The 24,946-nt window shown below is 38.3% G+C and carries 22 protein-coding genes; all 22 read right to left on the minus strand.

All coding sequences use genetic code 11. The features are described 5' to 3' along the window. Positions 1–101: 101 nt before the first annotated feature. The 22 genes from dpaB to BK585_RS15540 all read right to left on the minus strand — a co-directional run bounded on the left by dpaB (position 102) and on the right by BK585_RS15540 (position 24,941). The gene (gene dpaB / locus BK585_RS15435; protein ID WP_078554589.1) at positions 102–701 is read right to left on the minus strand and encodes a dipicolinate synthase subunit B; all 600 of its coding nucleotides are present in this window, start codon (positions 699–701) and stop codon (positions 102–104) included. Between the two features lie 23 nt (positions 702–724). Further along, complete coding sequence (gene dpaA, locus BK585_RS15440; RefSeq protein ID WP_078554591.1) at positions 725–1,600, minus strand: dipicolinic acid synthetase subunit A; 876 nt, start codon at positions 1,598–1,600, stop codon at positions 725–727. 315 nt (positions 1,601–1,915) lie between these two features. After that, complete coding sequence (locus tag BK585_RS15445) at positions 1,916–2,158, minus strand: YlmC/YmxH family sporulation protein (protein WP_078554592.1); 243 nt, start codon at positions 2,156–2,158, stop codon at positions 1,916–1,918. 150 nt (positions 2,159–2,308) lie between these two features. Then, positions 2,309–3,547, minus strand: coding sequence for a M16 family metallopeptidase (locus BK585_RS15450; RefSeq protein ID WP_078554594.1), 1,239 nt, complete (start codon positions 3,545–3,547; stop codon positions 2,309–2,311). A 20-nt stretch (positions 3,548–3,567) separates the two neighbouring features. Next, entirely contained in the window at positions 3,568–4,548 is a 981-nt protein-coding gene (locus tag BK585_RS15455) for a polysaccharide deacetylase family protein (RefSeq protein ID WP_078554596.1), read from the minus strand. Positions 4,549–4,672: 124 nt separating this feature from the next. Continuing rightward, positions 4,673–6,787: a polyribonucleotide nucleotidyltransferase gene (gene pnp, locus BK585_RS15460; RefSeq protein ID WP_078554598.1), complete on the minus strand. Its 2,115-nt coding sequence runs from the start codon at positions 6,785–6,787 to the stop codon at positions 4,673–4,675. A 160-nt stretch (positions 6,788–6,947) separates the two neighbouring features. Next, positions 6,948–7,217, minus strand: a complete 270-nt coding sequence (rpsO, locus tag BK585_RS15465) for a 30S ribosomal protein S15 (RefSeq protein WP_078554600.1) — start codon at positions 7,215–7,217, stop codon at positions 6,948–6,950. Positions 7,218–7,427: 210 nt separating this feature from the next. Next, the gene (ribF, locus tag BK585_RS15470) at positions 7,428–8,369 is read right to left on the minus strand and encodes a bifunctional riboflavin kinase/FAD synthetase (RefSeq protein ID WP_078554602.1); all 942 of its coding nucleotides are present in this window, start codon (positions 8,367–8,369) and stop codon (positions 7,428–7,430) included. Positions 8,370–8,393: 24 nt separating this feature from the next. Beyond that, a complete protein-coding gene (truB, locus tag BK585_RS15475) occupies positions 8,394–9,302 on the minus strand; it encodes a tRNA pseudouridine(55) synthase TruB (protein WP_078554604.1) in 909 nt (302 codons plus the stop codon). Between the two features lie 112 nt (positions 9,303–9,414). After that, the gene (gene rbfA / locus BK585_RS15480; RefSeq protein ID WP_078554606.1) at positions 9,415–9,765 is read right to left on the minus strand and encodes a 30S ribosome-binding factor RbfA; all 351 of its coding nucleotides are present in this window, start codon (positions 9,763–9,765) and stop codon (positions 9,415–9,417) included. 39 nt (positions 9,766–9,804) lie between these two features. Next, positions 9,805–10,083: a DUF503 domain-containing protein gene (locus BK585_RS15485; protein ID WP_078554608.1), complete on the minus strand. Its 279-nt coding sequence runs from the start codon at positions 10,081–10,083 to the stop codon at positions 9,805–9,807. Further along, a complete protein-coding gene (gene infB, locus BK585_RS15490) occupies positions 10,080–12,227 on the minus strand; it encodes a translation initiation factor IF-2 (RefSeq protein ID WP_078554610.1) in 2,148 nt (715 codons plus the stop codon). The genes BK585_RS15485 and infB overlap by 4 nt, the downstream gene beginning before the upstream one ends. Positions 12,228–12,243: 16 nt before the next feature. Beyond that, positions 12,244–12,549, minus strand: coding sequence for a YlxQ family RNA-binding protein (locus tag BK585_RS15495; protein ID WP_078554612.1), 306 nt, complete (start codon positions 12,547–12,549; stop codon positions 12,244–12,246). Further along, positions 12,546–12,821 carry an RNase P modulator RnpM gene (gene rnpM / locus BK585_RS15500; RefSeq protein ID WP_078554614.1) on the minus strand — a complete coding sequence of 92 codons (276 nt, stop codon included), beginning with the start codon at positions 12,819–12,821 and terminating at the stop codon, positions 12,546–12,548. The genes BK585_RS15495 and rnpM overlap by 4 nt, the downstream gene beginning before the upstream one ends. A gap of 19 nt (positions 12,822–12,840) precedes the next feature. Beyond that, positions 12,841–13,971, minus strand: a complete 1,131-nt coding sequence (gene nusA / locus BK585_RS15505) for a transcription termination factor NusA (protein WP_078554616.1) — start codon at positions 13,969–13,971, stop codon at positions 12,841–12,843. A 20-nt stretch (positions 13,972–13,991) separates the two neighbouring features. After that, on the minus strand, positions 13,992–14,459 hold the full coding sequence (gene rimP, locus BK585_RS15510) for a ribosome maturation factor RimP (RefSeq protein WP_078554617.1): 468 nt from the start codon (positions 14,457–14,459) through the stop codon (positions 13,992–13,994). A gap of 207 nt (positions 14,460–14,666) precedes the next feature. Continuing rightward, on the minus strand, positions 14,667–18,959 hold the full coding sequence (locus tag BK585_RS15515; protein WP_078554619.1) for a PolC-type DNA polymerase III: 4,293 nt from the start codon (positions 18,957–18,959) through the stop codon (positions 14,667–14,669). Between the two features lie 102 nt (positions 18,960–19,061). Beyond that, positions 19,062–20,765 carry a proline--tRNA ligase gene (locus tag BK585_RS15520; RefSeq protein ID WP_078554621.1) on the minus strand — a complete coding sequence of 568 codons (1,704 nt, stop codon included), beginning with the start codon at positions 20,763–20,765 and terminating at the stop codon, positions 19,062–19,064. 18 nt (positions 20,766–20,783) lie between these two features. Further along, complete coding sequence (gene rseP, locus BK585_RS15525; protein ID WP_078554623.1) at positions 20,784–22,037, minus strand: RIP metalloprotease RseP; 1,254 nt, start codon at positions 22,035–22,037, stop codon at positions 20,784–20,786. 15 nt (positions 22,038–22,052) lie between these two features. Continuing rightward, a complete protein-coding gene (locus BK585_RS15530) occupies positions 22,053–23,201 on the minus strand; it encodes a 1-deoxy-D-xylulose-5-phosphate reductoisomerase (protein WP_078554625.1) in 1,149 nt (382 codons plus the stop codon). 157 nt (positions 23,202–23,358) lie between these two features. Next, positions 23,359–24,153, minus strand: a complete 795-nt coding sequence (locus BK585_RS15535; protein WP_078554627.1) for a phosphatidate cytidylyltransferase — start codon at positions 24,151–24,153, stop codon at positions 23,359–23,361. 17 nt (positions 24,154–24,170) lie between these two features. Then, positions 24,171–24,941 (minus strand): isoprenyl transferase, encoded by a 771-nt coding sequence (locus tag BK585_RS15540; RefSeq protein ID WP_078554628.1) that lies wholly within the window; start codon positions 24,939–24,941, stop codon positions 24,171–24,173. Positions 24,942–24,946 lie beyond the last annotated feature (5 nt).

The raw sequence follows: 24,946 nt of genomic DNA on the forward strand, positions 1-24,946 counted from the left end.
TAATAGTTATAGAGTTTATCCTCTATTTTATCACACTTTCTGCAAATACCACTATTAAACTTTACGGGATTTTTGACTATTTGGCAACTTGGTAAAAACGCTTAATCCTTGTATTTTTCAACTAATACCGGCTGATATTGGTAACCTTCTATAGCTGCCTTAACCGTATCCGGTAATGCTTCCATTCTCGCTACAAGAGAGTTTGGCTTTTTGAAAGGATTATCCTGACCAAAAGGGATAAAATATATATTTTTTGTTGCCATCAATTTCATCACGTTCATGCCGTTTAACCCTAATGCATCATTTGTTGAAATCCCAAGGACAACTGGGTTTCCTGAACGTAACGTGGCTTTTGCTCCCATTAATACAGGTGAATCCGTCAACGCGTTTGCCAGTTTACTTGTAGAGTTTCCTGTTAAAGGTGCAATAACCATACAATCTAGAGGGGTTTTCGGTCCGAACGGTTCAGCTTTTACAATTGAGTCAACAATTGGTTCAGGTGTAATAGCTCGAACTCGTTCTAACCAGTCTTCACTTTTCCCAAACTTTGTATCAGTAGTCATTACGGTGTGACTTACGAACGGAGTGACTTTTGCTCCTAGTTCCACTAACTTTTTCATTTGTGGCAATACAGCGCCGTACGTACAATGGGATCCCGTCAATCCAAAACCAATATGCTTTCCTTCTAATGATAGAGTCATGACCCGCTCATCCTCCTTTTTGTTTATCCATCTTTTAATAATTGAGCCAATACTTTTGCTAAAATTTGCCCTGCCGTTTTTGGCGCGACAATTCCTGGTAAGCCTGGGGCAAGTAACGCTTTAATCCCTCGCTTCTCTGCATAGCGAAAATCGGTTCCTCCCGGCTTTGAAGCTAAATCTATAATTAAAGCATTTGCTGGCATATTCGCAATCACATCTGCTGAAATAACAGGTGCCGGAATGGTATTAATAACAATATCAACATCACTAACTTCATTTACAATATTCGAAGTATCAAATGGGGTGAATCCCATTTCTGTGATTCTTGCGATATGTTTTGTCTCTCTTGCTCCGACTTTTACATTTGCTCCTAATGCATCGAATGTTCTAGCGACTGACATACCGACTCTCCCAAAACCTAAGACCACAATATTGGAACTATGAATGGTAATGTCAGTATGTTGAATAGCCATCATTACTGTACCTTCCACTGTTGGGATGGAATTATATATCGCAATATCATCTCGTTCCAATAATTTGACTAATTTTCGGTCAGCTTCTTTCGCACAAGAAGTTAAATAGTCATTACTAATCCCTGTGTAAATCTGACAATTCTTTTTCGTTTTTTGTAACAGTTCAGTCGTTATGGTAACTGTTTCATTTGAGAAAATAGTTTCAACTTCTCCTTTTTGGTTCGTTCCACTTACGGGTAGTAAGATGACATCCACTGTGGAAAAATCAATATTATCAAGCTGTTCTTTGGTTGCCCCCACAAATCCATCATCTAATTGCTCAAATCCCACCATTGAAATTTTCGCATCGAGGGTTGATAATTTTCGAATAATCTCTAACTGTCGGGCATCTCCGCCAATAATAACAATGTGCTTTCCTGTAAGCATCTATGTTTCTCCCCTTTCACCTTGGAGTTTTATAAGTTTTGTAACATAAAATAGTAGGGGATCCAACTACTTAAGTGATTTCATCTTTAGCATATGTTAGAGCATATCATTAGGTGAATGTTTATAAACAAAAGCACGAGCGGAAGGCCAATGCACCTTAGCTCGAGGCAATGGAGTGAGTATCTTTTCACTGAGGAAAAGAACAGTGATTACGGAGTATAAAAACACAAATAAACACGCCTCTGAGAAATAATACTCAAAGGCGTGTTTTACAGTTAACTCTTATTTATCTCTGTATGTTAATTTAGTACAGTGTTATTCGTCACCATCAACATCAATAATAATCATATCAGTACCAATTTTAACGATTTGTTTCCAATAGACCGTGACTTCTTTTTCTTTTTTTCCAAAGCCAAACCATTTCATTGTCGGGATAATAAACGCTTCAATTTGACCTGTCTTTTCGTTGATAACTAAATCAGTTTGACCAAGGACTCCTAGTCGCTCACCCTTTTGATAGTCGACGATTTCTTTACCACTAATTTCGCTTAATCTCATTTTGCTCACTCTCCTTGTTGTAAATGGACAGATTCCCTTATTTACTTCATATGAAGAAATGAGTTAAAAAAGACTTAAAAAAGTTTGAATTCAACTTTTTTAAGTCTTTGTATACTATACGTTCTATAATCATCATTCAATACAAGGCTATTACTGGACACCTTCAGGTAAATTGCCACTTGGACTAATAAGTGATAGTGAAGGCGTATGACGAAACAGTTCTTCAGCCAATGAATTGACATCGTCTAACGTAACTTTGTTAATTTCCTCAATAATTTCATCAAGGGTACGATGTCGACCTAACAACAATTCATTTTTTCCATTTCGACTCATTCGGCTGTTGGTGCTTTCTAGACTTAGCATTAAATTTCCTTTTAGTTGTTCTTTTCCATTTGCTAATTCTTTTTCAGACATTCCTGTTGCCGCTAACTTTTGTGTTGTTTCTTGAATGGATTGATATAATTCATCCAATTGATGTGGTGCCGTCCCAGCGTAAATTGTCAATAGTCCATCATCTTGGTATGCCGAGTGATAAGAAAAGACCGAATAAGCAAGGCCACGTTTTTCACGAATTTCTTGAAATAGACGGCTACTCATGCTACCACCAAGTAAATTATTTAACAACACAAGCGGGTACATTTTTTGATTGCCAATTTCTAACCCTCGGTAGCCTAGGCATAAATGAGCTTGCTCAGTCTCTTTCTTTCTTCCTATTTGTGTCGGTAGAAAGTCTGGAGCAATAACTGCATTTTCTTTTTTCCGCTTCGGTACTTGAGCAAACACCGCTTTTATCTTCTCAAGTAATGACTCATGAATGTTTCCTGCGACAGAAACAACCACATTTTCAGCGGTATAATATCGGTCCATATAATCAACTAGCGTTTCCTTAGTAAATGATGTTAATGTATCGACAGTACCAAGGATAGGGTAGCCTAACGCATGTTCCCCGAAACTAGCTTTAGATAACATATCATGAATGATATCGTCTGGTGTATCATCGACCATTTTGATTTCTTCAAACACAACATTCTTTTCTTTCTTTAGCTCTTCTTCAGCAAATGTTGAATTAAAAAACATATCAGACAAAATATCAACAGCAATTTCACCATGTTCATCTAACACTTTTGAGTAATAGCATGTATATTCTTTAGAAGTAAAAGCATTCACTTGACCGCCAATTCGGTCAAACGATTCTGCAATTTCAGCAGCCGTTCTTGTTGTTGTACCTTTGAAAAACATATGCTCTAAAAAATGAGAGACTCCGTTTTCTTCTTTGCTTTCAAAGCGTGAGCCTGTACCAATCCATATGCCAAGTGAAATAGATCGAACTGTTGGGATTTCTTCAACTAATACTCTTAATCCATTTGATAGGTCTATTTTTTGAATCATTTTAAAAACCCCCCTATATTTTAATCTAGGGTTACACCAAAACTTAAACGCGATTCATCCATAAGGTGTGAAACCGTGCCTATTTGATAGCCTTTTGCTTTTAAACCAATGATAAGCTGTTCTAAACCAGCAGCAGTGGAAGAGGTTGGGTGCATCAAAATCATTGCACCAGGATGTACTTTACCAAGTACATTTTCAACCATCGCTTGGGGCTCAGGTTTTCTCCAATCAATCGTATCAACACTCCATAGAATCGTGTGCATATTCATCGCATCAGCAATTTCCACGACTTCCTGTCGATAACTTCCACTTGGTGGAGCAAACCACTTTGGCGTAACTTCTAACGTTGCATAAATGACATCATTTGTTTTTTCTAACTCTTCTTTTATTCTGGCTGCTGATAAACGTTTCATATCTGGATGAGAATAAGCATGGTTCCCAATTTCATGACCTTCTTCTACTATCATTTTAGCCAATTTCGGATTGTTTTTTACCCATGAACCATCAAGAAAATAAGTCGACTTTACTTGTTGCTCATTCATAATCTTAAGCAGTTCAGGTAATTGTTCATTTCCCCATGCTACATTCACTAATAACGTCACCATTGGTTTTTCAGGATTTCCTTTATAGATAGGTGCTGGCGGTAAATCGTCTAAGTGTATCTCAGGCTCTACCTCTTTAAACACCAGCTTTTGTTTCTCAAAATACCCTTGTTGCTTCATCTTTTCATACGACTTTTCAAGGTCAACTTCAATCCCATTATAGCCAGGAATGGCTTTCCATACTTTGTCGACGACTGCGTCAATTGGTTTCTCTTCATATTTTTTAGATTCTTTTTTGATTTCTTCAAATAAGGGATCGCTTACCTTAGATGCGGTCACAGCTTCTTCTTTCAAACCATCTATATAATTCACTGAAAATGGATTTTGTACTGTACTATATGAAATCAAAATAATAAAGAAAAAAACAATAATTTGTGCACCCGCAAATTTCTTCACTATCCATACCCCCTTGTACTATGAAATGTATGCAGTACATGGACAGGGTATGACAATAGTGCATGAAATAACTAAAACTTGGCTTTAGGCCAAGTTTTAAAGTAAGACCGGCTCTCCAGTCCTTATATTAGCTTTGTTGCTTTTCTTCCTTTAATAAAACTTTTCTTGATAGATTGACTCTTCCTTGGTTGTCTATTTCAGTAACTTTCACAAGAATTTCATCCCCAAGTTTTACAACGTCTTCTACTTTGTTTACACGCTCTTCTGCTAATTGGGAAATATGAACGAGTCCGTCTTTTCCTTTAAATAGCTCTACGAATGCACCAAACTTTTCAATTCGTTTTACTTTTCCTAGGAATGTTTGTCCAACTTCAACTTCACGAACAATGTCTTCAATCGTTGCTTTTGCTTTCAAGTTCATTTCTTGATCTACAGAAGAGATATATACTTTTCCATCTTGTTCAATATCAATTTTTACTCCAGTTTCTTCGATGATTTTGTTAATGACCTTACCGCTTGGTCCAATCACATCACGAATCTTATCAGGATTAATTGACATTGTTAAAATTTTTGGAGCATACTCACTTAACTCTGTTCTAAACTCAGGAATCGCAGATAGCATGTTTTCTAATATATGAAGACGTCCATGCTTTGCTTGATCCAGTGCTAATTCTAGGATGTTACGATCAATCCCTTGAATCTTAATGTCCATTTGCAGAGCAGTTACGCCATCTTTTGTACCTGCCACTTTAAAGTCCATATCACCAAGAGCATCTTCCATGCCTTGAATATCTGTTAACACGGTGAAATCTTCCCCACTCTTTACAAGCCCCATTGCAATACCAGCTACAGGTGATTTAATAGGTACACCGGCATCCATCATCGCAAGAGTACTTGCACAAATACTAGCTTGGGATGTTGATCCATTTGATTCTAACACCTCAGAAACAAGACGGATCGTGTATGGGAATTCTGCTTCACTTGGAATAACAGGCTCTAGTGCACGCTCACCTAAAGCTCCATGTCCAATTTCACGTCGACCTGGTCCTCTAATAGGTCCAGTTTCACCTACAGAGAATTGTGGGAAGTTATAGTGGTGCATGAATCGTTTTGATTCTTCAATTCCTAATCCATCAAGAATTTGAACATCACCTAACGCCCCTAGAGTACAAATGCTTAGCGCTTGTGTTTGTCCTCTAGTGAATAACCCTGAACCATGTGTTCGAGGCAGTAAACGGACTTGAGAAGCTAATGGACGAATCGCATCTGGTGCTCTTCCATCTGGACGAATTTTTTCCTTTGTAATTAAACGACGCACTTCTTCTTTTACGATTTTATGTAATGTTTCTTTGACATCACTAATTTTTACTTCTTCTTGTGTTTCTTGCGCTTCTGCTTCAAAAGTAGCAACCGTTTCGTCGATAATGGCATCAATTGCTTCTTGACGAGCATGCTTTTCTGCGACTTGAACGGCTTTCGTTAATTTTTCTTCTGCGAGTCCACGTACTTTTTGTTCAAGGTCAGCCTCAAGATGCTTTAACACAACTTCCGATTTTTCTTTTCCGACAGCTGCGACAATTTCTTCTTGGAACGCAATAAGACGTTTGATTTCATTATGACCAAACATAATCGCTTCAAGGATGACTTCCTCAGATACTTCCTCAGCACCAGCCTCAACCATGTTAATTGCATCCTTAGTACCTGCAACAACAAGATCAATGTCACTTTGTTCTAATTGCTCTGTAGTCGGATTAATAACAAATTCTCCATTTATTCTACCGACCGTAACTCCTGCAATTGGTCCACCAAATGGGATATCTGAGACACTTAACGCTAAACTTGAACCAACCATTGCAGCCATCTCTGAAGAACAGTTTTGGTCAACACTCATCACGATGCTGATAACTTGTACCTCATTACGGAATCCATCAGGGAATAATGGTCGAATTGGTCTATCAATTAAGCGGCTAGTTAAAATTGCCGTTTCACTTGGACGTCCCTCACGTTTAATAAATCCTCCTGGTATTTTCCCTACAGCATATAAACGCTCTTCATAGTTTACAGTTAGCGGGAAAAACGGTAAATCCTTAGGCTGCTTTGACGCCGTAGCTGTTGATAACACAGCGGTATCACCATAGCGAACTAAAACTGCACCATTGGCCTGTTTTGCTAATTGGCCTGTTTCTACAGTTAAAGGTCGCCCTGCCCAGTCAATTGAAAATACTTTATTTTCTTGTTCCATACTGGCGAGCTCCTCTCGTTCATCATCATTTTTTACTTACTTTATTATTGCCTATTTATACTTAAAATAAAAGAAAAAACAGATTGACCTTATTAAAGGTAAATTATTCCATTAAATTAACCTAAGAAAAAAGCGGGAATCCTCCCGCTTTTGCCCTTGCTTATCGACGTAAACCAAGCTTATCAACTAGGTTACGGTAACGTGCAATGTCGTTATTACGTAAGTACGTTAAAAGGTTACGACGTTGACCTACCATTTTAAGTAGTCCACGACGAGAATGATGATCCTTTTTGTGTACACGTAAATGATCATTTAACGTGTTAATTTGCTCAGTAAGGATAGCTACTTGTACTTCAGGAGAACCTGTATCGCTCTCATGAGTTCTGTACTCAGTAATAAGTTCGTTTTTACGCTCTTGTGTTAATGCCATCCTATCCACCTCCTTCTTATATATATCCGATTCCCAAGCAACCGTCGGTGACTCGTGTTGCCAAGCAATGGATGCAGTACAATGAATATAATACAGTTATTGACGAAAAAAAGCAAGTATAAACATAAATCTCCAAGCAGTAAGCAAAGAACCTAGCATTTGCTTGGTATTTCGGTCCAATAGCTAGAACAACAATTTTGAGAAAAGATCCTATGAAAAATAACGCAGTGCCACTTCTTTATCCTTCGTAATCTGATCAACTAGTTGCTCGATACCTAAAAACTTCTGTTCGCTTCTTATATATAGATAAAACGTGACTGTCACCTGTTTATCATATAAGTCACCATCAAAATCAAACAGATGGACTTCTAAAGAAGGAATCAGATTATCTTTCGTAAATGTTGGCTTATATCCTAGGTTGCAAAGCCCATTATAGCTTTTATCTTCCGTTTGCAACGATACCGCATAAACACCTAGCCTAGGTAATAAAAACTTTTCCTGGACTTCAATGTTAGCTGTCGGAAATCCAATGGTGCGTCCTCTCTTCTCTCCATGAATGACGGTTCCCTCTACTTGATAGAAACGGCCTAAATAATCGTCAACTTCTTCAACTTTTCCATCAGCTAATAACTTTCTTATTTGGGTAGAACTTATTTTTACATCATCATGCTTTAATTTCCCGATTGTCGTTTGGGTAAATTGTCCACGTGAATGAAATGGAAGAGTTTCCATCGTACCTTTTCCTAAATGACCATACGTATAATCAAACCCAGCGACAACGTGACACACATGTAACGATAATAAGTAGTCATCAACAAATTGTTGCGGAGTTAACTTTGAAAAGGCAATATCAAATGTTACAATGTACAGCCGGTCTACGTCTAACCGTTCAATGTATTTTTGTTTTTGTTCGATTGGAGTAATGTACTTCATCGGCCCTATTAGTTTATGAGCAGCCAACACTTCTTTTGGATGAGGAGAAAATGTCATTACTGCACTGATACATCCTCTATTCTTTGCTTCATGTACTGCTGTCTTTATCACTTCTTGATGACCTAAATGAACACCATCAAAAAAACCTAATGCCATGACAGTTGGCTGATGATTTTCTTTTGTAAGCTGGTGGGGATGTGATAAATAAATCGTTTCCATAACTTCACCTTCTGTTCTGTCTTCCTAAATCTTGAGCATTTTTTCAGGTTTCATTAACCCTTCCTTCGTTGGATGCTTACGATAAATTGCTAAGCACTCACCTTCTTCATTATATATAGAAATACGTTCGTCTCCTAATTCCATGCTCAAAGGCAATACAGAACCATTTTTTATTTTTTCAGCTACTGTATCATCGACTGTCATTTTTGGAAAATGGTCAATCGCTGTTTCAATTGGCATTAAGCTATCTGTAATGTTTCCTTGTGCTACCTTCTCTTCTAATTGTTCAAAGGTATAACAATCTTCTAGTGTAAAAGGACCTGCACCTGTTCTTTGCAAGTTTGACATATGAGCAGGATAGCCAAGGGCCTTGCCAATATCCACTGCTAACGTTCTGACGTATGTTCCTTTGCTACAATGTACTTTAAATCCAAAAGTTGCTACGTTATTTTGGATTTTTAATTCTTCAAGAATCTCGAGTTCGTATATGTTCACGTCACGCTCAGGGCGAACAACGGTTTGTCCTTTCCTTGCATATTCATATAGTTTTTTTCCATTTATTTTTACTGCAGAATACATCGGAGGAACTTGCTTTATCGGACCTTTAAATTGCTCGATTACTTTACGTATATCTTCATGTGTGAGCGAAGATTCTACCACTTTTTCTTCGACAACCTCACCACCTGCATCTTCTGTTGTTGTAGCAATTCCTAGGGTTACTTCCCCAATATAGGTCTTAGGATATTCATTCATATACTCTGCAATTTTAGTTGCTCTCCCAATACAAATAGGAAGAACTCCAGTGACTTCTGGGTCTAGCGTCCCTGTATGTCCGACTTTTTTTGTACGTAAGATGCCTCTTAGCTTCATAACGCAATCATGCGATGTAAATCCAGCTGGTTTAAATAACGGGATGATTCCTGTATGGTCCATTTTATCCACCCTTTATAAAAGTAAAGAGGCCGTCCTTAAGGTCTTCCGGACCTTTTTTAGACGACCTCGAGAATTGATTCATTGTTTTTTTTTAAAAGAAAACAATGATTTATTACTCTTTAGATTTATTTAATTCGGCTAACAACGTTTCAATCCGATTTCCATATTCAATCGACTCATCAAACGTGAAGAAGATTTCTGGTGTTTTTCGAAGACGGATTCGTTTGCCAATTTCTGTACGAATAAATCCAGTTGCTTTCGATAAACCCTTTAACGTGTCTGCCTTTTCTTCTTCTGTCCCAAGAACTGTAATATATACCGTTGCTTGTTGCAAGTCACCTGTAACATCAACACCAGTAACTGTAACAAACTTAATTCTAGGGTCCTTCAGTTCTCTCATAATGATTTCACTTAACTCTTTTTTCATTTGCTCGCCAACACGACTAGCACGTACATTACTCATTTATCTTTCACCTCTCTGCTGAAAAGTGTACATCCTCATTTAGAACCACTCAAAATTTGTGACTGTTCGTTCTATCTCTGGTGTACTATCAATTAAAGCCAACGCGCGACTTAACTCTTTTTCAGTTGCTACTTTATTCGAGGTCACTGCGACAATTGTTAGCTGGCATCGTTGCCATACATCTTGGTGGTTCGTTTCTGAAACAGAAACATTTAACCGTTGTCTTAGCTTCATAATGATGCTTTTTACAATGGCTCTTTTTTCTTTTAACGATTGGGGCGTATAGAGAAATAGCTCACAATCAACTGCTCCGATCATGTGCGTTTGATTTCCTCCATCACATACGCTTCGACAACGTCACCTTCTTTAATGTCGTTGAACTTTTCAAGCGTTAACCCGCACTCATAACCTGCTGCCACTTCTTTTGCATCATCTTTGAATCGTTTTAGTGCGTTGATTGCTCCCTCGTAAATGACGATTCCGTCACGAATTAAACGGACAGTTGAATCGCGAGTAAGCTTTCCTTCAGTCACATAAGAACCAGCTATGACTCCAATTTTTGATACTTTGAATATTTGGCGAACTTCAGCTTGACCAATTACCTTTTCTTCAAATTCAGGGTCAAGCATCCCTTTCATCGCAGCTTCAATTTCATCAATCGCATTGTAAATAACACGATATAGACGAATATCAACTTGTTCTGATTCTGCCGTACGTTTTGCATTATTATCTGGTCGAACGTTAAAGCCAATTACGATTGCTGATGAAGCAGACGCAAGAATAATATCGGATTCTGTAATCGCACCTACACCTGTGTGGATGATGTTAACCTTTACGCCTTCCACATCAATTTTCTCTAACGAACCTTTCATCGCTTCAACGGAACCTTGAACGTCGGCTTTAATGATAACATTTATTTCTTTAATTTCACCTTGTTGAATTTTACTAAAGAGGTCATCTAAGCTAACCTTTGATGTTTCTCTTAATTGTTCTTCACGGTGACGAGACTGTCTTGTTTCCCCAATTGAACGTGCTGTTTTTTCATCTTCAAATACTCTAAACTGATCTCCCGCTAATGGAACATCATTAAGTCCTGTAATTTCTACTGGTGCCGCAGGGCCTACTTGTTTTACTCGTCTGCCAAGGTCATTAACCATTGCTCTTACACGACCAAATGTACTTCCTACAACAATTGGGTCTCCGATTTTTAATGTTCCTGCTTGAACAAGGAGAGTAGCCACTGCTCCGCGTCCTTTATCAAGTTGTGCTTCAATCACTGTTCCACGAGCTAACGAAGTCGGATTAGCTTTAAGTTCCGCAACTTCAGCTACAAGCAGAATCATCTCAAGAAGTTCATCAATTCCTTCACCTTGAAGGGCAGAAACAGGTACAAATATAGTATCCCCACCCCAAGCCTCTGGTACTAATTCATATTCTGTCAATTCTTGCATGACTCGGTCAGGATTTGCAGATTCTTTATCGACTTTGTTAACAGCGACGATAATTGGTACACCCGCAGCCTTCGCATGGCTAATCGCTTCTTTTGTTTGTGGCATAACACCATCATCAGCAGCAACGACAAGAATACAAATATCTGTAATTTGTGCTCCACGTGCACGCATTGTCGTAAAGGCAGCATGACCAGGAGTATCTAGGAATGTAATTTTTTTATTATTAATCTCAACTTGGTATGCTCCAATATGTTGAGTAATTCCACCAGCTTCACCAGCAACAACCTTAGTCTTACGAATGGAGTCAAGTAATGTTGTTTTTCCGTGGTCAACGTGACCCATGATTGTAACAACTGGAGGTTTTTCTTTTAAGCTTGCTGGATCATCTTCTTCAATCATCTCTTCAAAATTCGTTACATCAACAATGATTTCTTCTTCCACTTCAACGCCGTAGTCACCAGCGATTAATTCGATAGAATCTTTGTCAAGCTCCTGGTTAATCGTAGCCATTACTCCTAAGAACATAAGCTTCTTAATAATTTCTGAAGGTTCTTTATGAAGTTGTTTTGCTAATTCGCCTACTGTTAATGAACCAGAAAACGTAATTTTTTCTGGAAGTGGCTTTACCTTTGGTGGTTGCGGTTTTTGAGCAGGCGCATCTTGTTGTTTTCCTTTGTTGTTTCGTTGCTGTTGTTTATTAAACCCTTGCTTTTTATTATTGTTGTTTTGTTGAGACTTGTTTTGCTGATTCGGACGGTTCCCTTGTGCTTGATTAGCAGGACGATTTGGTTTATTAGGTCTGTTATTATCAGGCTTTGTTGTTGATTTATTCGGTTCAGGCTTATTTCCATCCGGTTTTGCACTTTCCCCTTCAAGTTTCTTCATTGTTTCCTCATCAATAACAGACATATGGTTTGATACGTTAACGCCCATTTTTTCTAATTTATCAATAATGTCTTTACTTTGAAGATTCTTTTCTTTTGCATATTCATATATTCTCATCTTCCTCATATGTTTACCTCCACCTCTATTGATCGATTAGTGTGACCAATTTTCTTGCGAATCCAGGGTCTATAACACCTAATACGACTCTCTCTCCTTTACCTATCGAATTTCCTAATTTATCCCGCGTCGAAGAAATTCGTATCGGTACATTGTAATGCTTACATTTATCTGTCATCTTTTTTAAAGTTAAGTCTGAGGCATCCTCTGAAATAATGACGACTGATACGCCATTTCTTCTAACCTCTTTGAGTACAATTTCTTCCCCAGAAATGACTTTACGTGCTCGAGCCGCGAGTCCAAGTAACGATAACCATTGCTGTTCACTCATGATTTATTTCCTTGCTGACGAACATTTTCAAGTTCGTCATATATTTCATTTGTTACTTTTGTATTTAAATGTCTTGAAAGGACGTCTTTTTTCTTTGCCATTTCAAAGCATTCTTTACTATTGCTTATGTATGCGCCACGACCATTCTTTTTCCCAGATAGGTCAATTGAAACTTCGCCCTCTGGTGACCGAACTATACGAACTAATTCTTGTTTTGGTTTCATTTCATTCGTAACGATACATTTTCGAAGTGGAACTTTACGTTGTTTCATTGGCTCCATCTCCTTGTCTTTACTTTACTTCTTCATTATCAGTATATTGGTAACCGTCGATATACTCATTATCTTCGGTTGCAAACTGCTCTTCTTCTTCAACTAAGAGCCCGAGCTCTCTTGCTTCCGTTTCACTCTTTATGTCAATTTTCCAGCCTGTTAGCTTGGCTGCTAACCTTGCGTTTTGCCCTCTTTTTCCTATCGCTAGTGACAGTTGATAATCTGGAACTATGACTTGTGTCATTTTCTCAGCTTCATTAACGTTCACCTTCACAACCTTTGAAGGACTTAACGCATTTGCCACATAGACAACTGGGTCATCTGACCATTGGACAATATCAATTTTTTCACCTTTAAGTTCATTTACAATCGTTTGAACACGTTGTCCCTTTGGACCAACACAAGCACCTACTGGATCTACTTCTTGCTCATCTGAGTAGACAGCAATTTTGGAACGGTCTCCCGCTTCCCTTGCTACCGATTTAATTTCTACAGTTCCATCATATATTTCTGGAACTTCTAATTCAAATAAGCGTTTTAATAAACCGGGATGTGTACGTGAAATTAGAATTTGAGGTCCTTTAGTTGTTTTTTCTACTTTTGTAATAAAGGCTTTAATGCGGTCATTATGTTTATATTGTTCATTCGGCATTTGCTCATTTAAAGGTAGTAATGCTTCTACCTTCCCTAAATCAACATAAATAAAACGACTATCTTGACGTTGGACAATTCCAGTCATGATATCTTCTTCACGGTCAATAAAATCCGAATAAATAATGCCGCGTTCTGCTTCACGAACCCGCTGAGTCACAACTTGCTTTGCAGTTTGTGCTGCGATTCTCCCGAAATCTTTTGGTGTGACTTCAATTTCAACAACATCATCAACTTGGAAGTTAGGATTCATTTTCTTAGCTTTGTCTTCAGAAATTTCAAGACGTGAATCAAACACTTCCTCTACCACTGTTTTTCTTGCAAATACACGAATGCTTCCTGAGTCACGATTAATATCAACTCGAACATTTTGTGCTTGATTAAAGTTTCGCTTATACCCTGAAATTAGCGCTGCCTCTATAGCTTCGATAATAACTTCCTTACTTATTCCCTTTTGTTTTTCTAATGATGTTAAAGCGTCCATAAAATCAGTATTCATGGTACGATTCCCCCTTTCATTTAAAAGACAATGGCCAATCTTGCACTTGCCATTTTTTCATGCGGTATTGTTACTGCTTTTTTGCGAGTTTTAATTTTAACTTCTATGATTAATTCCTTGCCGTCAAAGCTTAACAATACACCTTCAAATGCTTTTTCCCCATCGATTGGTTCATATGTAGTAACATAAACATTTTTCCCCACAGATTTATGAAGATCTTTTTCATTTTTTAAAGGTCTTTCCGCACCAGGTGACGATACCTCTAGAAAATAAGCTTGTTTTATTGGGTCGGTTTCATCTAGCTTTTCACTTAATTGTTCACTCACTTTACCACACTCTTCAATATCCACACCGTTGTCCGAGTCAATATACACACGCAAAAACCAGTTTTTTCCTTCTTTTGTATATTCTATATCAACAAGTTCTAGCTGTAGGTCAGCTAAAATCGGACTGACAAGTTGTTCTGTGATTTCCTTAACTTTACTCATAGGAATACCTCCTTTTCCGTTAGGTGCTTTATCACCTATCCAACCGTATGCTATTAATACAAGCATTAAGGAATAAGAAAGAGTGGGTTTCCCCACTCTTTTCCGTTCGTATTCAAAGTATTACCATAAAAACAATATCATACTCTTCCAGGAATTGCAACAAAACGGGCTTGACAAGAATGATTCTGACGCGTATTTTCCGTATTTTTAGAAGAGAGAGAGTTGGTTTGAATCTGGTAATCCTTCTAAGCATCCATGTTGGTCTAAATTTTCTAACACTGTTTTTGTGATTTTACTTCGTTGTTGTAAATCTTCCTTTGATAAAAACTCTTGCTCGGTCTTTGCATTGACTATATTTATTGCTGCATTGGTTCCTACACCAGTTAAAGCGTTAAACGGCGGAATTAAAGCATTGCCATCAATGAGGAATTCCGTAGCGCTCGAGCGATATAAATCGACCTTTTTAAAAGAATAGCCACGTTCTACCATTTCTAACGATAACTCAAGAACGGTTAATAAGTTCTTTTCTTTTGGAGAGGCTTCTAACCCCTTTGCGTTAATTTCTTCAATTTTGGCTTTAATTGTACTTGATCCTTTAATCATTGTGTCCAAGTCAAAATCATCGGCCCGAACCGTGAAGTACGCTGCATAATATAAAAGCGGGAAATGCACTTTGAAATAAGCAATCCGAACAGCCATTAAGACATACGCCGCCGCATGGGCTTTCGGGAACATGTACTTAATTTTCATACATGAGCCAATATACCAATCAGGCACATCATTCTTTTTCATTTCCTCGATCCACTCTTCTTGGAGACCTTTTCCTTTACGAACAAATTCCATAATTTTAAAAGCGAGTGATGGCTCTAGGCCTTTGTATATTAAATATACCATGATGTCATCACGACAACCAATTACATCTTTTAGTTCACAAGTTCCATCGTAAATTAATTCGTTCGCATTGTTCAACCAAACGTCAGTACCATGAGAAAGACCAGAAATTTGGACTAACTCTGAAAACGTACTTGGTTTTGTTTCTTCTAACATTTGCCTTACGAAACGCGTACCGAATTCAGGAATTCCTAATGTTCCTGTTTTACACATGATTTGTTCTTCGGTTACGCCTAACACGTCAGGACCAGAGAAGATTTTCATAACTTCCTTGTCATCGGTTGGAATTGTTTTAGGGTCAATGCCACTTAAGTCTTGAAGCATACGAATGACGGTTGGATCATCGTGTCCAAGAATATCGAGTTTCAGTAAATTATCATGAATCGAGTGGAAGTCAAAATGAGTTGTTTTCCACTCTGAATTTTTATCATCGGCTGGGAACTGAATTGGACAAAAGTCATGAATGTCCATGTAATCAGGAACAACGATGATACCACCTGGATGCTGTCCCGTTGTTCGCTTCACTCCTGTACAACCCGAAGCTAAGCGATCAATTTCAGCAGAGCGCATGTGCAAACTATGGTCATTTTGATATCCCTTTACATATCCAAAAGCCGTTTTATCGGCAACGGTCCCGATCGTTCCTGCTCGATAAACAAACTCTTCACCAAATAACTCTTTTGTGTAGTTATGTGCTCGAGGTTGATATTCGCCAGAGAAGTTTAAATCGATATCAGGAACTTTATCTCCTTTAAATCCTAAGAACGTTTCAAATGGGATGTCTTGTCCATCTTTAATATACGGTGTTCCACATTCTGTACAATCTTTATCAGGTAAATCATAGCCTGACCCTACCGAACCATCATTGAAAAAGTAAGAATGATGGCATTCCGGACACACATAATGCGGAGGTAAGGGATTCACTTCGGTAATTTCTGTCATCGTAGCGACGAAAGACGAACCAACGGAACCACGAGACCCTACGAGATAACCATCTATCAACGATTTCTTTACTAGTTTGTGAGAAATTAGATAGATAACGGCAAATCCATGACCAATGATACTATTTAATTCTTTTTCTAATCGTGCTTCCACAAGCTCCGGAAGTTCTTCTCCGTATATGCTTCTCGCACGGTCGTAACTCATTTGCCTTATTTCCTCATCCGCCCCTTCAATTTTAGGGGTGTATAAGTCATCTGGGATGGGTTGAATCTCTTCAATCATATCAGCAATTTGGTTTGGTGCTGTTACGACAACTTCTTTCTGCTTATCCTCTGGTAAAAACGAAAAGCATTCTAGCATTTCATCAGTTGTTCGGAAATGAACCTCTGGTAATGTCTGTTTATTTAACGGATTTGCTCCCCCTTGGGAGGCAACTAATATTTTTCGGTAAATATGGTCATTCGGCTCTAAATAGTGAGCATTACCCGTTGCTACTACTGGTTTTTCTAGTTTTTCTCCAAGCTTTACGATATTCTCGAGAATTTGTTGAATATGAACTTCATCTTTCACTAGCTCTCTTTCAATAAGATGAACGTAGTTGGATGGAGGCTGAATTTCTAAATAATCATAAAACTTAGCGATTTCCTCGACTTCTTCAGGAGACTTTTGCATCATCCCTTCGAATACTTCTCCTTTATCACAACCTGACCCAACAAGAAGGCCTTCTCGATGCTTTTGTAAAAGAGACCTTGGTATTCTTGGATTTCTAAAGAAATAATTAAGATGAGATTGAGAGATAAGCTTGTACAAGTTTTTTAACCCTTCTTGGGTTTGTGCAAAAATAATACAGTGGGAAGGTCGTTGCCGCTGAAAATCTCCTTTTCCCATGTTATCATTCAGCTGGTTATGGTTGGTCACGCCTCGTTCAATCGCATCCTTGACCATTTTCCACAATAAAAATCCTGTGGCTTCGGCATCATAGATAGCTCGGTGATGACTGACTAGTTCGATATCAAACTTTTTACATAGCGTATTTAAACGATGATTTTTCAACTCGGGATATAAGAAACGTCCAAGCTCTAACGTATCTATGACTGGATTGGTGGCATCACCTAGTCCAATATTCCGATAGCCCACATTGATAAAGCCCATATCAAAGCTAGCGTTATGAGCGACAAGTGTGGCATCACCAGCAAATTGATGGAAGTCTCGTAACACTCCTTCAATTTCAGGAGCTCCTTGTACCATATCATCGGTTATTCCTGTTAATTCAATAATGATTTTAGATAACGGTTCATGTGGGTCTGCAAAGGATTCAAAACGGTCAATGATTTCTCCGTTTTTAATTTTAACAGCGGCCAACTCAATAATTTTATTGTAAACCGCTGATAATCCTGTAGTTTCCACGTCAAACACTACATAGGTTTCATCAAAAAGCTCACGGTCGGTATCGTTATATGCTATTGGAACACCATCGTCTACTAGATTCGCTTCAACCCCGTAAAGCATTTTTATGTTATTTTTTTTACTAGCTGAATAGGCTTCAGGAAAGGCTTGTACAGCTGTGTGATCTGTAACAGCTATCGCTTTATGTCCCCATTTGCTCGCTTGTTGAACATACCTTCCTATGTTTGTAATCCCATCCATTTGACTCATTGTTGTATGCAAGTGAAGCTCGACCCGTTTTTCCCCATCTGGAGCTTGGTCTACTCTCGTTATCGCCGCAACTTCATTGATATCGTTTGCGATCATGACTAAATCTCTTACAAACGTATCATTTTGAACGCCACCTCGGACTTTAACCCACATTCCTTTTTTGACAGCTTGTAATAATGGGATATCTTCTTTATCTCTTGAAAATACTTTGACTAAGATAGAGTCGGTATAATCGGTAATTTTAAAGGTTAATAGAGTTCTTCCACTTCGAAGTTCTCTTGTTTCCGCATCAAAAATAAAGCCTTGCACGGTAATTCTACGTTCTTCATCTTCAATCGTTTCTAAGAAAACGGGCTCATCCTTTATGGCATAACCAATCATAAGTGGAGCATTACTCTCACCCACTTGTTTTTCCGCCTTCTTCTTCTCTATAATTGCTTCTACTACCTTCGAATGGTCTTCCTGAGCTCTTTTTTCAATAAATTGTTCAAACTCTTGTTTTGACTCTTTAATTGCTATCTCTAATTGTGGTAAGGAAAATCCAAATTTACGCATTGAGGTCGATAATGGCTCTTGTAATTTACGCTTTACGGCCATCGCTTCTGTTTCATTGCGTGCTTCAATGACTAAAGAGCGGCCTTGTAATTGTGGTGTTTGATTTTCTAGCATTCCTTTTATACCACCTGAGATTCCATTCATCTCGGCTAACCAAAGCGGCCAATACTCTTTGATAATCTCATCGCTTAACGTATCTGATGATAAAGAAAAAGAACAGGTAACTGTCGCGATATGAGTGAAGGCTTGTTTTAGTTTTTCATAAAATAGTTGGTATACCGCTGCTGGAATTGTTCGTTCTAGATGGAATTCAAAATGCCAACTTTTTTGCTCTTTGTTAATGGAAAGCTTATTTATTTTCGCATCGGTAAAAAAATGGTCCACATCAGTTGGAATAACGATTTGCTGCAGAAGAAGTTGAAATCGTTCTTGTCGTATCTGGTCGTCTAGGCTCATCGGTCTCCCCCCTATCAATAATAAATACAATGTGGGTACCCAAAAAGGAGATATGTACACACTTTTTGGGCACCCACTGACTTTTTTACTAAAAGTTCTACTCTACTTACGTTCTCTAACTAATTCTACAAGTTTTTGCGGAAGGTCTGCAACAGCAACTTCAATCATTTCTCCTGTCGAACGTAGCTTCACTTCAACGATTTGTTCAGCAGCTTTTTTTCCAACGCCGATGCGAACAGGAATACCGATAAGGTCACTATCTTTGAACTTTACCCCAGCCCGCTCAGTTCTATCATCAAATAACACGTCGTATCCTAATTGCTTTAAGTCTGTGTATAGTCGTTCAGATAATTGACTTTGTTCCTCGTCCTTCATATTAATGCCGATGAGGTGAATATCAAAAGGTGATACTTCAGCTGGCCAAACGAGTCCATTTTCATCATGACGTTGCTCAACAATAGCTGCCACTGTGCGTGAAACACCAATTCCGTAACAACCCATAATCATTGTTTGCGTCTTTCCGTTTTCATCAAGGAAACTTGCCCCTAATGCATCACTATATTTTGTACCTAATTTAAAGACGTGCCCTACTTCAATGCCACGTGCAAATTTAATCGTTCCTTTTCCATCTGGTGAAGGGTCTCCCTCTTGAATATTACGCAAATCAAAATAGCCTTCTACCGTAAAGTCTCTATCTGGATTTACTTGTGTGAAATGATATCCTTCTTCATTCGCACCGCAAATCCCATTTACAATTGCTTTAACCGCATGGTCAGCAATGATACGAATCCCATCTGTTTTAATTGGGCCAATATATCCTGACTCACATTTCATAACCGATTTAATTTCTTCAGCCGAAGCAAGCTGAACTACAGCCCCACCAAGGCTATTTTTGACCTTGATTTCATTTAACTCATGGTCTCCACGTACCAAGACGAGAACAGGCTCATCTCCCATGAAAAGGAGTGACTTGATAATTTTTCGTTTATCTACAGAGAAGAAGCTTGAAACTTCATCAATTGTTTTTGTATTAGGTGTTCCTACTTTTTCTATCTCTTGAGGTGATTCTTTTTCTTTTCGATAAGTTACATTTACAGGTGCGATTTCAATGTTCGCTGCAAATGAGGAAGAATCTGAGTAAGCGATTGTATCTTCGCCAACTTCTGTTAATACCATAAATTCGTGTGTATCCGTTCCGCCAATAGCTCCTGAGTCCGCTTCTACTGCCCTAAAATCAAGGCCACAACGGGTGAAGATTCGGTTGTATGCATCATACATCGCTTGATAACTCGCATCTAGTCCTTCTTTGGTTGTATCAAATGAGTATGCGTCCTTCATGATAAATTCACGTGAGCGTAAGACACCAAAGCGAGGTCTTCTCTCATCTCTAAATTTTGTTTGGATCTGATATAAATTAATAGGGAGTTTTTTGTACGATTTGACATCATCCCTAACTAAACTTGTAATCACTTCTTCGTGAGTTGCACCAAGAACAAAGTCGCGGTCATGACGGTCCTTTAATCTCATTAACTCAGGTCCGTATGCTTGAAGACGCCCTGACTCTTCCCATAATTCAGCGGGTTGAATCGCAGGCATTAACACTTCTTGTGCACCAGTTGCGTCCATTTCCTCACGTACAATTTCTTCTACTTTTTTTAATACCCGTTTTCCCAACGGTAGATAAGAATAAATTCCTGATGCCGTTTGGCGAATAAGTCCAGCTCTTAACATAAGCTGGTGACTTGCTATTTCAGCATCTGCAGGAACATCCCTTAATGTCGGGATCATGTAAAGACTTTGTCTCATTTTTTGCCCCTTCTTTCACTACATAAAAAATTTATTAATATCATTCCACGTCACCACTAGCATTAATAGCATTAATAACGCGAATCCAATAAAATGAATTAAACCTTCTTTTTGTGGATCAATTGGCTTACCTCTAACGGCTTCAACACCGATAAATAATAACCTTCCTCCATCTAAAGCTGGTAATGGTAATAAGTTAATAATTCCTAAGTTGACGCTAAGTACAGCAGCCCACCTCATTAATACCAAAATCCCCATATCAGCAGCTTGGCCCGTATAATTATAGATTCCTACTGGACCTGCTAAATCATCAAGGCTAAACTGGCCGGCTACTAACTGGCCTAAAGCTGTAAAGATTAACACGGTAAAGTTATATGTTTCAACGACTCCATATTTGAGAGAACCGAAAAAAGAAAACTCTGTCGGTTGCCCGATCCCAATAAACCCTTCTGTTTGACCTTCTTGGTTCAATCGTTCTTGTGGAGTAACAGGTACTTGTATTCTCTGTCCGGCTCTTTCGATTTCAAATAAAAGCTCCTGCTTAGGATGTGCTTGTATAATCGCTGTAAGCTCCGTCCACTTTTCTACACTGTGGCCACCAATTGCAACGACCATATCATTTTCCTGTAATCCTGCTTCAAACGCTGCTCCTTCTGGACTAACCATTCCCACTTCTGCTCGGTCGACAGGCGTACCTGCAATAAATGCAAAGCAAGTGAGTATAATAGCAGCCAATAAAAAATTCATCAAAGGACCAGCAAAAATGGCAAGCGCACGTTGTGGAATGCTTTTTGAGCCGAATTGTCGATTTAAAGGCGCGATTTGTGTCGCTTCTTCATCGTAAATGATTTCAGCTCGTTCATCAACAGCATATGTTACCAAATCATCATCAACATACGCCCTAATCACTAAATCCTTTTCAAGGTCAATTCGTTCTATACTTACAATTTTTGCTTCTGGGTGTTTCGTTTTATTGTTTACAATCATTTTTGACACTTTATTTGTCTCATTAAAGATAAGACCAATATCGTATCCTGGCTTAATATGAACCGTTTCCGGGTCTTCTCCAGCCATTCTTACAAATCCACCTAATGGTAATAGACGGATTGTATACACTGTTTCATCTCTCTTAAAGGAGAATACCTTAGGTCCGAATCCAATGGCAAACTCTCTACATAAAATTCCTGCTCGTTTTGCAAAATAGAGGTGCCCCCATTCATGAACGAAAACAAGCAGACCAAAAATAATTATGATTGATAGTAAAGTATTCACTAGTTATCAACACCTTTATCGAATTAGTGAGGTTACATAAGCACGTGTTTCTTTGTCAATTGCTAGTATTTCTTCTAATGATGGCTGACTTATACTTTGATGTGAAGTCAAAGCATGTTCGATATATTTTTCGATATCCAGAAAAGTAATACTCCCCTCCAAAAATGAGGCAACAGCAACTTCATTGGCTGCATTTAATACGGTTGTCATCGTTCCACCTATTTTACCAGCCTCAAAAGCCAATGCCAAACAGCGATATCTTTCAAAATCTGGTTTTTCAAAATGAAGTTTTCCTATCTCCCATAAATTTAACCTTTCATTACTCGGGAGGTCTAGACGAGTTGGATGCGACAATGCATATTGAATTGGAACCTTCATATCCGGCGTTCCTAGCTGCGCGATCACACTTCCGTCAATAAATTCGACCATAGAGTGGATTATACTTTCTTTATGTAAGATAACTTCAATTTGGTTGTAAGGGAGGTTAAATAACCAATGAGCTTCAATCACCTCAAGACCTTTGTTCATCATCGTCGCTGAATCAATCGTAATTTTTGCCCCCATTGACCAATTTGGATGATTTAATGCTTCCTTTACCGTGACTTCCTGTAATTCTTCTCGACTTTTATCTCGAAAACTTCCTCCAGATGCTGTTAAGATAATCTTAGACAGCTTATCCATTCGCTCTCCTTGTAAGCACTGATAAATTGCCGAGTGTTCACTATCAACAGGAAGAAGCTTCACTCCATATTTTACTGCGTTGTCCATGACAATATGACCAGCAGTTACTAACGTTTCTTTATTGGCTATTGCGATTGTCTTTTTTTCAGCAATGGCTGCTAATGTCGGAACTAAACCGACACTTCCTATAACCGCATTTACTAAAATGTCAGCTTCATGAAAGGTTGCGACCTCTAATATACCTTCATCTCCGTATACGAGTTTAACGGTAGAAGGAACGTCCGTACGTATTTTTTCATAGTTTTCTTTTGAGATCACTGACACAATTTTAGGTTGAAACTCATGAATCTGTTGTAAGGCTAATTCCATATTGTTTCCAATAGACATTGCGACAAGCTTAAATTGTTCTGGATGTGTGCGGATTACATCCAACGTTTGAGTCCCTATTGACCCTGTAGCCCCAAGTAAGCTTATTTTATTCAACGGTTCCACCCTCTGCTTTCTCTATTTATGTATTAATCCATTGCTGCTTATTTCCCCTTTAAATAACGCGTTGATTTTGGTCTCATCGTGGAAAATACTTATCTCTTTGTTTACCCTTTTCCAGTAATGAGCTCAAAACCAACAGAAGTTAGAGCAATTAGATTAATTGTAATAAGTGCAATATTGGCATAACATAGATTAAACTATCAAATCGGTCTAATATTCCTCCATGCCCTGGCAATAATGTGCCTGAATCCTTAACCGCATAATGTCTCTTTAATGCAGATTCTACTAGGTCACCAAGTTGTCCGAAAATCGATGCAACTAAAATGACTGAAAATAGTAATACATAAGAACTAAAAATTGGAAACACGAAGTGAAATACAACTCCAACTACCAATGCACAAATGATTCCACCTATCGACCCTTCTATCGTCTTTTTAGGACTAATGTCAGGCCAAAGTTTTCGCTTTCCAAATGCTCTACCTGCAAAATAAGCTCCTGAATCTGTTGCCCAAATAATAAATAAGACAAAAAATACAAGTGCTAAGCCATTTTCAGCAGCTCTTGTCATGATTAAGTAATGGAATCCAAAGCCAACATAGACTGTAGACAATATCACAAAGCCTGCCTCATCAAAAGTGAACACATTCTTTGAAATAACGGTTACCATTAACAAAATTAAAATCATAAATATAAAAATTTCTACCTTAGATACATGAGATAAAAAAGTAAGGTCTACCCATGTTGTAGGAACTAATAATAACCACATCAAAAACAAGCTTAGAAAGCCAATTGGTGAAAGGGTTGGTATTTTTTTCATTTTTAATAGCTCAATCATGGCAACCGATGCTACAACAGCAATAAATAATGTAAACGGCAATCCACCTAATACAACCATACTTATAAAAACAGTAGCACCAATAATTCCTGTTATGATTCGTTGCTTCATTACTCTCACTCCTTCCGTTACACGCCACCGTAGCGACGACCACGGTGTTGGTATTCCCGTATTGCTTCTTCAAAGTGAATTTCTGTAAAATCAGGCCACAGAACTTCTGTAAACCAAAATTCACTATAGGCTAATTGCCAAAGCATAAAGTTACTTAGCCTAATTTCTCCACTTGTTCGTATCAGCAAGTCTGGGTCGGGAAGTTGATTTGTCATTAAGTTATCTGCCATAAGGGTTTCATCGATTTGATCATACGTTATCAAACCTTCTTGTACCTGCTTCGCCATTGTTTGCACGGCTTGAATGATTTCAGTACGTCCTCCATAATTCAAAGCAAAATTCAAGATTAACCCGGTATTTTCATTTGTTTTAGTAATTGCTGTTTCGACGGCACGCAACGTATGAGGTGGTAAATTTTCTTTGCTTCCCATTAACCGAACCTTTACATTTTCCTCCATTAAAACAGGCAATTCTTTTCCTAAAAACAATTCTGGTAATCTCATTAAAAAATCAACTTCAGCTTTTGGACGTTTCCAATTTTCCGTTGAAAATGCATAGAGGGTTAACGTTTCAATACCTAGTTCATTTGCTTTCCTAACAATTTTATTAATAACTTTCATGCCTTCTCGATGACCTGCAATTCTTGGTAGGCCCTTCTTTTTGGCCCACCTTCCGTTCCCATCCATAATGATGGCCACGTGTTTGGGAATGCTTACTAGTTCTAGTTCTTCAGAAGCATCTTTTTTCTTTCCAAACCCGTCTTTCCAATTTGAAAATTTCTCTAGCATTTTTT

The sequence above is a fragment of the Bacillus alkalicellulosilyticus genome (assembly GCF_002019795.1).
Lineage (GTDB): Bacteria > Bacillota > Bacilli > Bacillales > Bacillaceae_F > Bacillus_AO > Bacillus_AO alkalicellulosilyticum.